14 protein-coding genes are annotated in these 14,920 nt (G+C 43.7%); 3 read left to right on the top strand and 11 right to left on the bottom strand.

Annotated elements, in window-relative coordinates:
- Positions 1–8: 8 nt before the first annotated feature.
- The 9 genes from H4K34_RS02380 to H4K34_RS02340 all read right to left on the bottom strand — a co-directional run bounded on the left by H4K34_RS02380 (position 9) and on the right by H4K34_RS02340 (position 7,972).
- Positions 9–476: a GNAT family N-acetyltransferase gene (locus H4K34_RS02380; protein ID WP_210759238.1), complete on the bottom strand. Its 468-nt coding sequence runs from the start codon at positions 474–476 to the stop codon at positions 9–11.
- A complete protein-coding gene (locus tag H4K34_RS02375; RefSeq protein ID WP_210759237.1) occupies positions 473–1,663 on the bottom strand; it encodes a tetratricopeptide repeat protein in 1,191 nt (396 codons plus the stop codon). Before H4K34_RS02375 ends, H4K34_RS02380 begins: the two co-directional genes overlap by 4 nt.
- Positions 1,645–2,604, bottom strand: coding sequence for a hypothetical protein (locus tag H4K34_RS02370; RefSeq protein ID WP_210759236.1), 960 nt, complete (start codon positions 2,602–2,604; stop codon positions 1,645–1,647). The genes H4K34_RS02375 and H4K34_RS02370 overlap by 19 nt, the downstream gene beginning before the upstream one ends.
- Positions 2,582–3,253 carry a zinc-dependent metalloprotease gene (locus H4K34_RS02365; protein WP_210759235.1) on the bottom strand — a complete coding sequence of 224 codons (672 nt, stop codon included), beginning with the start codon at positions 3,251–3,253 and terminating at the stop codon, positions 2,582–2,584. The genes H4K34_RS02370 and H4K34_RS02365 overlap by 23 nt, the downstream gene beginning before the upstream one ends.
- Before the next feature lie 10 nt (positions 3,254–3,263).
- On the bottom strand, positions 3,264–3,560 hold the full coding sequence (locus tag H4K34_RS02360; RefSeq protein WP_210759234.1) for a hypothetical protein: 297 nt from the start codon (positions 3,558–3,560) through the stop codon (positions 3,264–3,266).
- A complete protein-coding gene (locus tag H4K34_RS02355; protein WP_210759233.1) occupies positions 3,560–4,936 on the bottom strand; it encodes a S41 family peptidase in 1,377 nt (458 codons plus the stop codon). The genes H4K34_RS02360 and H4K34_RS02355 overlap by 1 nt, the downstream gene beginning before the upstream one ends.
- Entirely contained in the window at positions 4,921–5,835 is a 915-nt protein-coding gene (locus H4K34_RS02350; RefSeq protein ID WP_210759232.1) for a hypothetical protein, read from the bottom strand. The genes H4K34_RS02355 and H4K34_RS02350 overlap by 16 nt, the downstream gene beginning before the upstream one ends.
- Before the next feature lie 63 nt (positions 5,836–5,898).
- Positions 5,899–6,621: a hypothetical protein gene (locus tag H4K34_RS02345; protein WP_210759231.1), complete on the bottom strand. Its 723-nt coding sequence runs from the start codon at positions 6,619–6,621 to the stop codon at positions 5,899–5,901.
- A 106-nt stretch (positions 6,622–6,727) separates the two neighbouring features.
- On the bottom strand, positions 6,728–7,972 hold the full coding sequence (locus H4K34_RS02340; protein ID WP_210759230.1) for an ABC transporter permease: 1,245 nt from the start codon (positions 7,970–7,972) through the stop codon (positions 6,728–6,730).
- Between the two features lie 44 nt (positions 7,973–8,016).
- Here H4K34_RS02340 and H4K34_RS02335 point away from each other — a divergent pair, with 44 nt between their 5' ends.
- Positions 8,017–10,452, top strand: coding sequence for an alkaline phosphatase family protein (locus H4K34_RS02335; protein ID WP_210759229.1), 2,436 nt, complete (start codon positions 8,017–8,019; stop codon positions 10,450–10,452).
- Between the two features lie 39 nt (positions 10,453–10,491).
- Positions 10,492–11,340, top strand: coding sequence for a T9SS type A sorting domain-containing protein (locus tag H4K34_RS02330; protein ID WP_210759228.1), 849 nt, complete (start codon positions 10,492–10,494; stop codon positions 11,338–11,340).
- Here H4K34_RS02330 and lhgO read toward each other — a convergent pair.
- Together lhgO and H4K34_RS02320 are read right to left on the bottom strand one after the other, a co-directional pair.
- Positions 11,337–12,557: an L-2-hydroxyglutarate oxidase gene (lhgO, locus tag H4K34_RS02325; RefSeq protein ID WP_210759227.1), complete on the bottom strand. Its 1,221-nt coding sequence runs from the start codon at positions 12,555–12,557 to the stop codon at positions 11,337–11,339. The two genes, H4K34_RS02330 and lhgO, sit on opposite strands and share 4 nt — an antisense overlap.
- A gap of 26 nt (positions 12,558–12,583) precedes the next feature.
- On the bottom strand, positions 12,584–13,381 hold the full coding sequence (locus tag H4K34_RS02320; RefSeq protein ID WP_246452176.1) for an MBL fold metallo-hydrolase: 798 nt from the start codon (positions 13,379–13,381) through the stop codon (positions 12,584–12,586).
- 85 nt (positions 13,382–13,466) lie between these two features.
- Here H4K34_RS02320 and H4K34_RS02315 point away from each other — a divergent pair, with 85 nt between their 5' ends.
- The gene (locus tag H4K34_RS02315) at positions 13,467–14,915 is read left to right on the top strand and encodes a TonB-dependent receptor (RefSeq protein WP_210759226.1); all 1,449 of its coding nucleotides are present in this window, start codon (positions 13,467–13,469) and stop codon (positions 14,913–14,915) included.
- Positions 14,916–14,920 lie beyond the last annotated feature (5 nt).

Raw genomic sequence — 14,920 nt, 5'->3', positions numbered from 1 at the left:
ATCTGAGCTTAGAGCTCCAATTCCATTCGGTAATTGATCAAGGTCTGATCAGCCCGCGGGTTTTCATTCATCCGAATTACCTTCCATCCTTGCGCTTCCATAAAGGGTCTGGCCGTGATACTGATATCGGAGCTTATTTTAGTATTCCCCAGCTTTCTGGTTTCATCAATAGCAGCAGCAACTAATTGCTTGGCAATGCCTAATCCTTGATGATCGGGTAATACATAAAGGAAGTCCAAATAATGTCCATCTTTTAAACTGCAAAAACCGGCTAAATCAGCTTCGACTAGAGCCAGCCAAACTATTTGGTTTTGGATAAGCTCCTCCCAGCGTTGCTTGTTCTTTAAGCTTAAAAGCCAAGCCTCAATTTCTTCAGGACTGTAGTCTTGGTTGCAGGTTTGGCGAATACTGGCCTCAAATAAACTTTTCATGGCCGGGAGGTCCTCCATCTTAGCCAAGGCTAATCTACTTTTCATTGGGAATTTTTAGGGCTGAAATAGCTACGCATGAAAACGAAAATATCATGCTCGGGAGGGTATTCCTCAAGGTAAATTTCGCGAGCCAAAGCCAGTTCCTTCTGCATGGCGTCTGCCTCTTCAAAGTCCTTTAAAAGTACTGCACTAAAGAGGTGTAAATTCGCCAGGACTACGGGCTCCTGCTCAGTTTTTAATTGTTCTTGATAGAAAGCGAGCAAGGCTTTTTTCTCCTTTAAACTGGGATGTAGACTGTATAAGTCTTTGAAGGTAGTGGTACTTTTTGGCTCCTTTTTGAAATAAATGAATCGGCTTTGCTTAAAACTGTTGCTATCCAGTTTTCTCTCCAATTGTAAGATATTCCGAAGACTGAGCATTTCATCCGGATTGGTGGCATAAGCCTGTCGGAAATAGTTGAGGGCTAAGCTGTCTTTTCCCGATTGTAAAAAAGAGAGTGCCATCATGGAGGCAGCTTCGGCCTTTAATATTGGATCCTCGAAATATTTCTGGGCCAGGTCGGCATGCAGGCGTGCTTCTTCCTGTCTGTTTAATTGCAATAGGGCATAGGCCAGGTTTGCCTGCGATTCTGCATGATCGGGCTTTAGTTCTATAGCCTTTTGCAAATAGGGTAGGGCTGATTGAAAATCGAGGCCTTTCATGGCTAATATTCCCAGGCTGTACATCGACTGATAATTGCGGCTGCCTTGCCGATCGGCCAATTCATAGTGCATTTGCATGCGGCTTTGTGCCGCGGAGCTTGGCATATAGTCCTTTTGATTGGCCTCCAATAATTTCTGATAGAAATAGCCCATGGCTAAATGCAGCTGCATATTGCCGGGTTCTTTGATCAATAGTTCCTTCCCAATAGAGTCGGCTTTGAAATAGATGAGTCCATCTTCTTTAGGAATGCTTCGTAAGGAATCCATTTTTTCGCCACTGTGTAAATCGCAAAGGGCAAAATGAAGATAGTCCTTTGTATAGCAGTGGAAATCCAAGATCAAATGCAGTTTGGCTACAAATATGTCGCTGTTCTGATTCTTAGAATCCGCTTGATCGAGCACTGCAAATGCTTGAGCATATAGGTTTTGATAGATCAGTGCCTGACTTTTTTTCAATACCGTGCCTTGGGCAGAAAGCCCAGAATGGAAGCCGCCGATAATTAAGAGCAGTATTAATGTCGATTGTCGCATAATATAGGAAGCGGCATTTGTCCAGGTACCAGAAACTCTAAATTTACACAGCTAAAGGACTGGTAGCTGAAACCAAATAGGATGGGACCATGGCCTTTAATTAAGGGGCCTACCCATTGGTTGGCACCAAAATTACGACCTTGAATACTAAGGGGCGCTACTGAACTACCTTCGGAGTCGAAATACTCGCGGCTATTGATATAAACGCCGCGTCTTAGATCATAGACCAAAAGTCGACGGTAATGCGGGCGGAACTTTTCGCCTCTATCCATGGCAATAATTTGAAGTGGGCCATATTTATATTTAAAGAAGAAGAGGGAAGTGCTGTCCTTGGGGCTTAAGCTATCCACAAAGGGAACATGCTCATAGGGCATTTCGGTGAATTGCATGATTTCAGTATTGGCTTTTTCAAAGGGGTTCTCTGAGGCTATGATGGCAAAATTATTTTGATGCACATTATAGCTTAAGGGCAGGAAATTGGAGTCTATTTCCAAACCTATCACATAGTCATATTCATGAAAGGGCTGATCATTTTCGCCTGAGTAAAGACTGAGGAAGGCCGATACTTTGAGTTTCCTAAGCGGGAATTTTAATGTGATATTGGAATCCAGATCATAAACAAAAAGAAAGTCTTTTTCATTGAAACCACAACGATCCAGGAAAAGCTTGCGATTAGTAGCACTAAGCACATGGTAGTTCTGCTCCTTGAACCCAGCATATTCTAAATAGTCCTCCGCAATAACTGGAGGTTCTTTTTCTAAATGGGAGAAATAGGCCTCACTTAATGAAACAAAGTGAAAATTGGGCATCCGCTCATAGCCTTGATAGTACATCTGAAAAAGCATAGGAGGCTGATTCTGTGCATGAAGGCCTATGAAGAGCAGTGATAGGCAAAGGCTTATTTTCAAGCGCATACTATTAATCTTTAAGGCCAATTTCATGTTTGCATTTCTTGCAGAGCTCAAAACCAACCTGGTCTACTGTACTAAGGCTTTCGGCGGCATCCGCCATAACACAGTTGAGCTCTGCACAGTGTTTCAAGCCTAAATTATGACCTACTTCATGGATGCTGACCTTTTTTAATCGATCCAGGAAAAGCTCTTTGGGAGGCCGCATCAAGCGAAAGCTGGAAACAATAGCCGCAACTCCCGGGCGCTGACCTAGTCCAAAAACACCCCAGTCTGCGTAGCGTGATTCAGGCTTCTTTACCTGACCTTGACGATCTCTTTTGGTGGTGGAAATATCTCGAGTGCATAAGCCAAGGATGTGGTCCAAGGTATCCGCTTTAATGCGAGCTAAATCCCGAAGCAGGGAATCTGCTCGGTAGCGAGGACTCTTGATATTTACAAAGGCCGTTTCCGGTAAATCTCTAGACTCTAAAAGATGAAATCGCATAGGGTAAGTGGCCTCCAAGCTTCTTTTAATTTCGGCTGACCATTCAGGAACAAAATTGCCATAAGGTTGCAGGGCTAAGCTCCGTTTTTCAATCTTTTTAGGAAAGATATTTCCTAACCAATCTCGTACCGGTCGCAGACTTAAACTTAGAGCTAAGATTAAAACAATGGGGATAAGGTTGCGTAGTACTTTCATCGCCAGTAAATTAAGCAAGTCTACCTCGGTATGCAAGCCAGATCCAAAAGCCGATAGGTCCCATTAGGATAAGTACCAGGCTGCCACTGATCTTTTGTTTTACGGAGTATTCGGGCCGCCATTGCTGGCGAAGGAAAAGAAGCAGCAGGATAAAGTGAATTCCAGTCAAGATATAGTTTAAAGGATCGTAGACTGAGCTAGTTCCTAATTGCGGAGCAATCCATGTAAAAGTTGCATAAAATGCCAAAAGGAGCACGGAATAGGGAATCAGTAGAATTTTAAAGCGTTTAAAACTAACTTCCCCCATTATTGTCGTTTTTTAATTTGCTCTAAAACTACTTCCCTGGCTAAATCCTTTTCCATTAATCGATCTTCTAATCTATATCTCACCGGGATGTGTGGGATCACACCTTGATTGCTATTTTCTTGATTCAGGTTTAATCCATAGAAAAGATAATAACGGGGAATGCCTATCTGCAATCCGCTGTTCTGCAAGGTAATTTGTTCTTGGGATCCAGCTGCAAAGCCAGTATAACGAGAACCACTTTCCTCACCAATTATCATGGCATTACTATATTCTTTGAGATGTCTGGCCAAGACACTCCCATTGGAAAAACTCAAACCATCAATAAGCACATAGATTTGACCCTGAAAAGCGTTTTTATCGCGCTTTGGAAAACGATACTTCTTCTCTTTTCCTTTCCAGGAAATGGATTTGCGCAAGAAGTCAACATTCAGCTCGCCATGGATGAGATAAGGTAAAATCTCATCTACCATTTCATTCCGGCCCCCGGTGTTAGCCCTTAGGTCGATTACCAGATGTTCGCTTTGGGCGGTTCTAATGCTATCAAAAATGGCTTCATAAAAGTCATCCGGATCAATATTAAATTGCTCCATGCGATTTCGATCGAAAGTGGGAAGTTCTAGCCAGGCGGTGTTGGATTCAAATTTCAAAGAGTAAAATCGGTCCTCAGCGCTGGATTCTGCCGGTGGATTTAGGCGATTCACCTGGGCAAAAAGACTATCCCTACAAAGGGCCTTTATCTGGCAGCTTTGGATACTATCATTATCCAGATATTGAATCTTAGCCAGGCTGGACGTATCTACATAAAGATAGTATTGCCAATTAAACCCGGATTCAATCACCCGATCTTTATAGCTTAGGATATTGGCATCAGCGGGGTTGCATTTACGCAGTTTATCTACTATTTCAGAGCTGCTTAAGCCATTGATTGAGAGGATTTCACTGCCACGTATTAAGCATTGTTCTTTAGAGTAATCCTTTCGCAGATATAATCGGCCATCGATTATCCAAACTGCAATTGGGAGGTATAGATAACGATTGGCCAGAAAGCCGGAGTGCACGGTATCCTGCCAGTTCCCAAGCCTATAATGACCTTCATTTGCCAAACTAGTCAAGCGACTTATCCAATAAAAGGCTTTTTGATGTGAGTAGCTTTGAGCGGAATCTTCTTTGATTTGACTGAAGAGCTCTGTACAGTTCTGATTCCAGACATCAGGGCTCTGGAATTCAAATAAGGTAACCTGGTATTCCTCTATCGAAGATTTTAGCTGCAGCAGATCGGTTAGGAGTTCATCCTTGCTTAAGGCCTGAGCCATGATAGTATTTGCTCCCAAACTAAGGAGCAGTAAGCTGAAATATAAAATTAAGGGCTTTCGCATCGGTCTAAAATCCATTCAATCAAATAGTTTTCATCCACAATGGTCCAGGAATGGCAATTGCGATTCCCTTCGCTATCGAAGCCTTTTCCACTGCTGCTGATAATTTCAAGGTCCGAATGCCCTTGGTTTATTAAACAGGTGTATAAGCCTTGCAAGTCGAAGGAATTAATATCAAAATAAGAGGCCCCTCTTTCATTCGACCACCAATCCATATCCGGCTCATGGATAAGTAAGAGGCTGGTTCCCAGAAGAAGTTGATCACGGCTGCAAGTACTATCACTATAGGAATGCACCGAAGCATTGCGATAGTGCTCCCTACATTCAGCAGGACTGCAGCCCATTTCTCGAGCATAATGCTCCTGCATAAGATTCGCCTCCCACAGCATACCCGCTTTAAACTTATTTTTATTCCAATGAGCCGATTGATAAAAGCGCTCCATATCTAAAGGCGCATCTACCGCAAAGGCAGCGCGTATTCGAATGTTGAATGCCGATTTTCCTTCTGCACAATATTGAACATATCGTAAGGCTCGTGCACCGCTAGCGGATATACCACCGATAAACAGGGCGTTTTCAGGAAAGGAGTAGCTGGCAAGCACTTTTCCCAGCAAACTGTCTAGCACCTCCAAACCACGGTCTTTGAGATAAAGCTCGGGGAATACTTGCGTGCTGCTGGTGTAGAGGATGGCCAATCCACTATTTAGGGCCAGGTCGCGCCATTGGTAGGGACTATCTTTTAAGGAATCTAATGTGGGTAGGCGGGTATAGTCTCGAATGAGTAAACCCTTAATAACAGGCCTTTCGGGCAGGATTAAGAGCGCTGAATTTTTAGTAGTATCACTAGCATCAAGATAAAAGAACTGAGTTTTTTGTGCGAAACCGGAAAATAGGCTTCCCATCCAAATCAGGATAATAAACAGCGGGGATTTAGGCATCCCTAAACATAGCATTTTCCTTGCTAATTAGCGCAGGGCGAAGTCAATATGGTAGTGGTCATCATGTAGATTATCTACCACCGGACTTAGAGCCTGGGCAAAGTAAATGCCTCTTCTTTTTATTTCTTTTCCGGTGGGACTGCGGAAGAAATCATCTTTTAGATTAATCTTGAGAATCACTTTTTTAATCTTTAATCCGTTCTTTTTAGCGGCATTATCCAGGGCTAGAATATGCTTAGCCATGGTTTCGAAATCAATCTCCACCTTGGAGTTCAGATTTAATTTTCCGGATGAATCGAAATTCAAGAGGTAATGCCAGACTCCCCAATGATCGTAAAAGGTAGCTGCTTTGTTGCCCTTTTTTAAGGGGACCATAAAATCAACGCTCATACCATTGCGATGCGTGCGATGCACTAGTTGTTTGCCTCCTTTACGGGAGGAACATTCCATATAGTAGAATTTGCGCTCTGGACAAGTTTTCTCGCAGGCGGCATAAGCATCTTTTAAGGTGTAATAAACTTTGGAGTTGAGGTAGCCATTGCCTAAAACATAGTAGCTGGTTAAACTGAAATACTTGGCATTTTTAAGGCGGTAGTCTATTAGGTATCCATTTTCTAAACTACCCTTTCCTGGACTGCCATGTGATATGCTCTTCCCCTTGTTTCGATGAAAGAACTGTGGCATGCAAGAGCCGGTTAAAAGCAGGAAGACCATTAGCAGCGTTCCCTTCACAATTTTCCCTTTTCGCATAAACCTGTTTCTAGGGAAACGGGAAGAAGGGGAGGATATTTGAGGAAGCTGGTTGTTGGTAGTGAGTAGTTGGCAGTTGGTAGTTCGTTTGAGCCGTAAAGAAAACCTATTCGTAGCGTAAGCTTTCGATCGGGTCGAGGCGACTGGCTTTAAGGGCAGGGTAGAAGCCCGATAAAAGTCCCACTAGGAAACAAATGATGGCCGAAAGGCTCATCCAAGCCCAGGGGATAATAAAGGCTCCTCCTACTAACATAGAAATGCCATTACCAATTAGGATTCCGAAAATGATGCCGGCTAATCCACCCAATAGACAAATGGCAATGGCCTCAGTTAAAAACTGACTAAGGATGGCATTGGATTTGGCCCCGATAGCTTTGCGAATTCCGATTTCACTGGTTCTTTCTGTAACCGAAACCAGCATGATGTTCATCAAAGCGATAGCGGCTCCCAATAAGGTAATGGCGGCAATAATGATCGCGGCCATACTTACATAGCTCAGGTTTTCGATCAAGCTTTCACTTATGCTATCACTTTTAATGATATTGAAATTGGTTTCTTCCTTGGGTTTTAATTTCCGAACAGCGCGCATGGTGGCAGTAGCTTCATCTACCACCGACTCCAGCTCCGTGCTTTCCAAAGCCATTACATTAACTGCAAAACTCCGATTGGCGGTGGCATATTTGGTGCGGGCCTTTGTTATGGGGATGAATAAGGATTTATCACCACCAAAGCCAAAAGAGTTTCCTTTGGGAGCCAGTACCCCAACAATGCGATAACGAGCATCTCCTATACTAATGAACTTGCCAAGGGGATCTTCTTTAGCGAATAAATTGCTCACAATATCCTGACCAATCAGCGCCACAGCTGCGGCATCTTTAATATCGTTTAAGCTGAGGTTTCGACCGCTTTCCAATTCATAACCACCGGTATGTAAGTAGTTTTCATCGGCAGCCATTACCGATACATTCGGATTGGTTTTTAGATTTTTGTATTTCGCTTCAGCAGCACCAGTTGCCTGGAAAGAAACACTGGTACGCGCACGCTTGGCAGGCATCTGTTCCTTAAATTTCATCGCCTCATAATAGGTGATGGAGGGATAAGTTTTAGGTCTCTCGCCACTGCGACCAATACGAATATTGGGACCTCGGTTTTGGATGGTAAAGGTATTGGCACCCAAAAGAGCGAATTGCCCGGTTAGGGAAGACTTAATAGCGTCTATCGCGGTAAGTATTCCAACCAGAGCAGTAATACCAATGGCAATAATTAATGCCGTCAATATGGTACGCAGCGCTTGGCTTTTTATACTTTGCAGCGCAATTTTTAAGTACTCGAAAAAGATATTCTTTCCCATGCCCCTAAATTACGATTATAGCCGTGATTGGAGGCTTGAAAAGCATGACAGATCCAAAAAAGCATAATCAAAGCGCTCCAATACTTCTTTTAGGCTGGGATGGCGCGGAGTGGTCGGTGATCCGAAGCCTGATAGAACAAGGAGAAATGCCCCAATTCCAAATGCTATTAGCCAATGGGAGTGATGGGGCACTGGCCAGCTTACAGCCTATGATTAGTCCATTATTATGGACTTCGGTGGCTAGCGGGAAAAGGGCCCACGAACATGGCATTTTAGGATTTGTAGAAGAAAGCTTGGAGGGCCCTCGAGCTATTTCGAGTTTGCAACGCCAAGTGCCGGCAATTTGGAATATCCTTTCGGAAGCCGGGATTTCTTGCCAGGTTTTAAACTGGTGGCCTTCCAATCCGGTGGAAGCGATCCGAGGTGATATGATTTCCAATTTGGCTTTCGCCGAAGGTGATTTGCAAGGGCAATTCTATCCCGAAGACTGGGGTGACTTTTTAAGTTCCGAAAGAGAAAAGGCCCAAGATTTAAGTCCCGAAATTCTGGCGGGCTTTTTCCCCGAAATGCCTGCCGAGCTTTTACTGGATGATCCCTTAGTTCAAAAAGTAGGACGCATATTAATGCGAAGCAGAATGCAGTTCCATTGTGCCATGGCGATGTTGCAAAAGGAAGCCCAATGCCGAATGTTCTACTTCGAAGCCCTGGATCAATTACAGCATTTAGGCGCCGCTTATTATCCTCCTCAGCAAGCGCAGATTTCGGATACAGATTTCAAACACTATCATTATATAATTAGAGCTGCCTATCGCTGGCATGACGCTATGCTGGGAAGTATGCTCAATAAAGCTAAGGATCATAATTTGATCTTGATTTCAGATCATGGCTTTGAGCTTTCCGCCGGAAGGCAAAAGGAACTCCCGAATATACCGGCAGCCCCCGCTTCAGAACACCGCGCATTTGGCGTCTTTGCCGCTACTGGACCTGATTTTATAGCGAATCAAAAGCTTTATGGCATAAGCCTGCTGGATATCGTACCTACTATTTTGCATCATTTCCAATTACCACTGGCAAAGGATATGGAAGGGCGAATTATTAAGGAGCTATTTCGAAATAAGCGTGCCGCCAGTTGGCTACCCACCTGGGATCTTATTAATAATGCACAGTTTTTAGAAGTTCATCCCCAGCAAGGTCAAAATGATGCTTTGCGCGATTTGGAGGAATTGCAATACATCGATTTAGCTAATACTCAACAAAAGGGCATTCGTGAAGAACAGGATTACAATAAGGCGATTAGCCTGAGAGAAGTGGGAGCCTATGCTGAAGCCTTGCAAATTTGTGATCAGCATTGGTTGAACAGTAATCAGGCGTATCGCTGGTATATATTAAAGGCGCGATTAATTCTTAATGGTGGAGATTCGGCTCTTTGGGAGCGCTTTTGGACTGGATTGAAACCAGAATTTCAGGCCGATTTACAATTGCGTTTTTGCCATGCCCTGGCCATACTGCAAGCTGGGCAAGCCGAAAAGTCCTTGGTGGAAATGCAGGCCCTAGAACAAAGTGGCTTGCAAAGTCCTGCTCTGTATCAGGAAATGGGGCATGCCTTATTCCTGGCTGGTCAATGGGAGGGAGCAGACCAACAATTTGATCGCGCATTAGCCCTAAATCAGGAATACAGTCCGGCTTTAAATGGAAAAGCTCAGGTGGCCTTTGCCAAAGGGGCTTATGAGGATTTTGAAATATGGGCCAATCAGGCCTTGAGCCTAAAGATGCATCAACCCCATTTGCATTATCTATGGGCCTTACACTATCATCAATCGGGGGATAGCGTATCCTGCCGGAAGGCATTGCAACTGTGTTTACGGAAGGCACCCAAACATCAAAAGGCCTTGGCTTTAAGAGATGAATTAATCGGCAAAAGCCCCAAAGCCAGTAGTATCATAGTAAGTGGATTCCCTAGGTCGGGTACCAGTTTTATGATGGCCCTTTTGGAAGCCAGTGGTTTGGAATTGTTGAAAGATGAGGTGCGTGAGGCAGATGGTCACAATCCCAAAGGCTACTACGAATGGGAAGCCTTGAAAAGTTTGCCGCAAGGGGCGGAACTTCCTCCAAGCGATGGCAAAGCCTTAAAAGTAGTGGCACCGCTATTACCTTATTTACCGGCCGATCGAAAGTATAAGGTCTTGTGGATGGAAAGGCCCTTACTTGAGATCATCCTCTCCCAAGCCAAGATGAAAGGAGAGGCCGCTAGTTTGGAAAATTTCCCATTTCAAAAAGGTCAACAATTAGAAAGGGAAAGACAGCGTTTTCAGCTTTGGCTGGATCAACAACCGCATATTGAATGGATGGAGGTTTCGTATCGAGCTTTATTAAAAGGTGAGGCATTGCAGGAAATCACTGCGTTTTTAGGCCATGAACTTAGCCGGGAACAGTGGGAAAAGACAGTTGATCCGCAATTGCATCGAAACAAAATTGGCTAGTCCGCGCCTTTTATAGATTTTTGCCCAGTTTTACGGATTATGAAGGATAAGAAACAAAAGGAGAGTTTAAAGTATTTAGGAGCCATTAGCGGTTTATTAGCTGCCTATGGAGCCGATGCTCAAATCAAGTATGTTGATTTAGCTGATACCACTCTGAATACCAATAATGCCTATTGGGATCTGGATATTGATGAAGACAGCCTTGGGGTTGTTGACTATCGTTTTATTCAATATGTAGATACTTCCATTTTTAATGTGAGTGGCAATTTCGTGCAGTCACGAGGAGTTGCCGCCAATTCTATTATTGGCCTTGACTATGGTAATTACGCTTATCCCTTCAATCTGAGTCCTGGAGATAGTATTGGACCCAACTCGGTTTACAAGGGCAGTGGAGGGAGCTATTCCTTAGGTCAGCTCTCGATGATTAGCAATGGAACCGGCAGTCCAAACGATAAGTTCAATGGCGCTTTAAACGGCCTAATTGGAGTACGCTTTCGCGCGGAAGTAGATGATACCCTCCGTAATTACTATGGTTGGATCCGTGTTGATGTGGCCGCTGATTATAAGTCTATTACCATTAAGGACTATGGCTATAATGAGCAATATGGCGAAGGCATTGTTGCCGGTGAAGGTTCAGCTTGGATTGGTTTGCCTGAAGCGGAAGAGCAAGTGTTTAGCCTACGTCAATTAGATGAAACACTCTATTTTGAAATTCCCGAAGGCAAGGCTCAGCTGCAAATTTTCAGCTTAGGTGGTGCATTGGTTTGGGAGCAAGATTACGAGAAAGGACAAAGTCGCTTAGACCTTCAAGAATTGGAGAAGGGCATGTATATCGCTCGCCTTCACAATGCAGAGAGCAGCGAGGAAATTCGCGTTCTGGTTTATTAATCCTTTTGCTTAGGAACAAATCCAGCCATGTCGAGAATTTCATCGGCAATGGCTAAGCTGGCCGTAGCGGCAGGAGAAGGGGCATTTAAGACATGCACCGAATTCCCGAATTTTTCGATTTTAAAATCATCCACCAGATCGCCATTGTGCTTTAAGGCCTGAGCCCTAACACCAGCGCGTACCGGGCGAATATCTTCCATCTGTAAATAAGGAATCATTTTCCGTAAGGCATCTAAAAAGAGCTTTTTGGAAAAAGCCCGTTTCATTTCTTCCATTCCTTGTCCGGCATGGCGGCTGAATAGTTTCCAGGTTCCAGGGTAAGTAAGGGATTCAAAGGTATCTTTAAAGCTAAAGGATTTAGGACTGTAGCCTTCACGCTTAAAGGAGAAAACAGCATTCGGTCCGCATTCCACGCTACCATCTACCATGCGCGTAAAATGCACGCCCAGGAAAGGGAAATCAGGGTCGGGAACCGGATAAATCAAGTGCTTTACTTTGTGCCGGGCTTCTTCCGTTAATTCGTAATAATCCCCACGGAAGCCTACAATTTTCAAATCGGGTTTAGCCCCTTCTTTTCGGGCCAATCGATCACTTTGTAAACCGGCACAAAAGATCTTATGCTGGGTATAAAAATTGCCCTTATTGGTGCGGATTCCTTCTTTGCCATCTTCGCGAAAGCTTTCCAGAAATTGAGTGCTTAGGAATAATTCACTTTTAGGATTGCGAGCTTTAATCAGTTCCACCAATTTTTTACAAAAGCCAACATAGTCGATAATTCCCGTTACTGGTACCCGAATCGCTTTGATGCCTCTACTAAAGGGTTCAATATCACGAATGGCATCCGGACCAATCATCTCAATACCTTCAATCTGATTAGCCTGACCTTTTTCAAAAATGCCTTGTAAAATGGGCAGTTCCTTTTCTTCAGTAGCTAGAATGATTTTCCCGCAAATGTCATGTGCCACCCCATGTTCTTTGGCAAAAACCACAATTTGCTTCCGACCATTGGTGCAGTTAAGCGCTTTGAAGCTACCAGGCTTATAATAGATGCCCGAATGAATTACCCCAGAATTTCGGCCGGTTTGATGAGCGCCTAAATGATCTTCTTTTTCCAGAATTGCAATTCGATGCCCAGGAAAGGCCATCTGGTATTTATAGGCCGTAGCTAAGCCAACAATGCCACCTCCGATTACAATAAGATCAAAATTGCGGTCCATGCAAGAATTTTTACGAAGGTAAGGCGCTAGCTTGAGGCTAAAGTGAATCGCAATCCATCATAAGCCAAATTTCTTCCGTTTTTTAGTTCGGACTCAATTTCGGTATGTAAGCCTAATTGATGACTTATATGAGTAGCATAAAATTGAGGGACTTCCAATCGATCAGCAATTTCCAGTGCTTCACTTAAGGTAAAATGAGAATGGTGGGCTTCATGCCGAAGCGCATTTAATATAAATACCTCTAAACCTTTCAGTTTCGGCCATTCGCTTTCGGGAATGAAATTGACATCGGTAAGGTAAACCAGTTTTCCAAAGCGAAAACCCAAAACGGGTAAATTGGCATGTTGTAATTCCAGAGCTTCTAATTCAATATTTCCAATTTGAAATGGTCCTTCCGGGATGCGGATTAGATCAATCTGCGGAATGCCCGGATACTTGCTGTTCTGGAAAATATAAGAATATTGCTCCCTTAAGCGTGCTTCAACTGCTTCCGTGCAGTAAATGGGAATAGAGTGCCCTTGGATGAAATTAATCGCTCTTAATTCGTCCAATCCAGCTGTGTGATCTTGGTGTTGATGGGTGATCAGTACGGCATCTATATCATGAGTATTGGAACGCAATAATTGTTGGCGTAAATCAGGTCCGGCATCGATTAATATTCGAGTGCCCATTCTTTCTACCAAAAAGCTGCTGCGTAATCTTTGGTCTTTGGGATTGTCGGATTGACAAACTTTACAATCACAGCCAATCATCGGAACCCCTTGAGAGGTGCCGGTTCCGAGGAATTCGAAATGCCAGTCTGCTGAAGCTTTTAAAGGATTCAAATTTTAAATGGTTTTTCGGGTCAAACATAGCTAAACTATTACTTTTGTTTACCGTTAACCTTCTGTTAGATTAGACCCTCTACTTATGGAACGCATGGTGTTGTCTACTGCCCAAAAGGCATTAAAAGTCAACCTGAATGAGAACATTTACGGCACATTCGCTGAGATTGGCGCCGGTCAGGAAGTTGTTCGAAATTTCTTTCGGGTTGGAGCCGCCTCTGGTACAGTAGCAAAAGCAATGAGTGCATACGACAAACTATTCTCCGATGCCATTTATGGTAAGGAAATGGACGGACGTTATGTTACTGAAGATCGTTTACGCAAAATGTTGGATCATGAATATGGTCTGATTGAAAAGCGTTTGGATCGAACTGACCATCCGAAGCGTTGCTATTTTGCCTTCGCCAATACTGTTGCTACGATCAACTTCACTCGTAAGTTTAAAGGTCATGGTTGGATGGGAATTCGCTTCCAATTGGATCCTGATAAAGAGCCCAATGATGTGCTATTCCACATCCGTATGAAGGAAGAGGAAGCTTCCTTACAGCAGGAGACCATTGGGATTATGGGGGTAAACCTCATTTACGGATGTTTCAATATTCGTAACAATCCTGAGGAATTACTGAAATCACTTTACGACAATATCGCGCGCTACAAAATGGAGATCGATATGATCCATTTTGAAGGGCCCGAATTTGAGCATGTAGATAACCGTTTAATGTCCTTGCGCCTTATCCAAAATGGCATGACCGACGCGGTGATCTTTGGTCCAGAAGGCAATAATATTCTGCCGGCCGCCCTGCTCTATAAAAAGAACATTCTTACTGCCCGTGGATCTTTCCGTCCCGTTACCAAGGTAAACATGGATATGGTACGTACCAGTATCGATGCCTTTACCCAGGAGCGAAAGGTGAAGAAGGACAAACTGGTGGTGCTTTTTGAAATCACCCTGAACAATTTGAAATCGGAGGGTGAAATTGATGAGCAGGACTTCCTGGATCGAGCCGATATATTATGCTCGCTGGGACAAACGGTATTAATCTCCAATTATCAGGAGTACTATAAATTGGTAGAATACTTCTCTAGATATTCAGAGGAGCGAATGGGCCTTATTATGGGCGTTACCAATTTGCATGAGCTCTTCGATAATAAGTACTACCGCGATCTTAAAGGGGGAATTCTGGAGGCCTTTGGAATCTTGTATTCTAGCGATCTTAAGCTTTATGTTTATCCATCGCAGCCCAATCCGAATGATCCGATTGAGACATCTAAAGACTTTAAGATTCATCCACGTTTCCAACCTCTGTACGACTTCCTGGTGTTTAACCGCCGGATTAAGGATATTGATACCTATGATCCTGAAATCTTACAAATTTTCTCTCGCGATGTATTGAAGAAAATTCGTCGCGGTGAAAGTGGTTGGGAAGATTGCTTACCCACTTATGTGGATCAGATGATTCGCGATAAGCACTTATTTGGCTACTATCCTCATACAGAAGAAGCGGAAGCAGTAGATCTTAGCTCCGAAGATTAATTCGG

This window comes from Croceimicrobium hydrocarbonivorans (assembly GCF_014524565.1).
Taxonomy (GTDB): domain Bacteria; phylum Bacteroidota; class Bacteroidia; order Flavobacteriales; family Schleiferiaceae; genus Croceimicrobium; species Croceimicrobium hydrocarbonivorans.
Note: the sequence above shows the minus strand (reverse complement) of the source record. Positions and strands in the feature narration are given on the sequence as shown.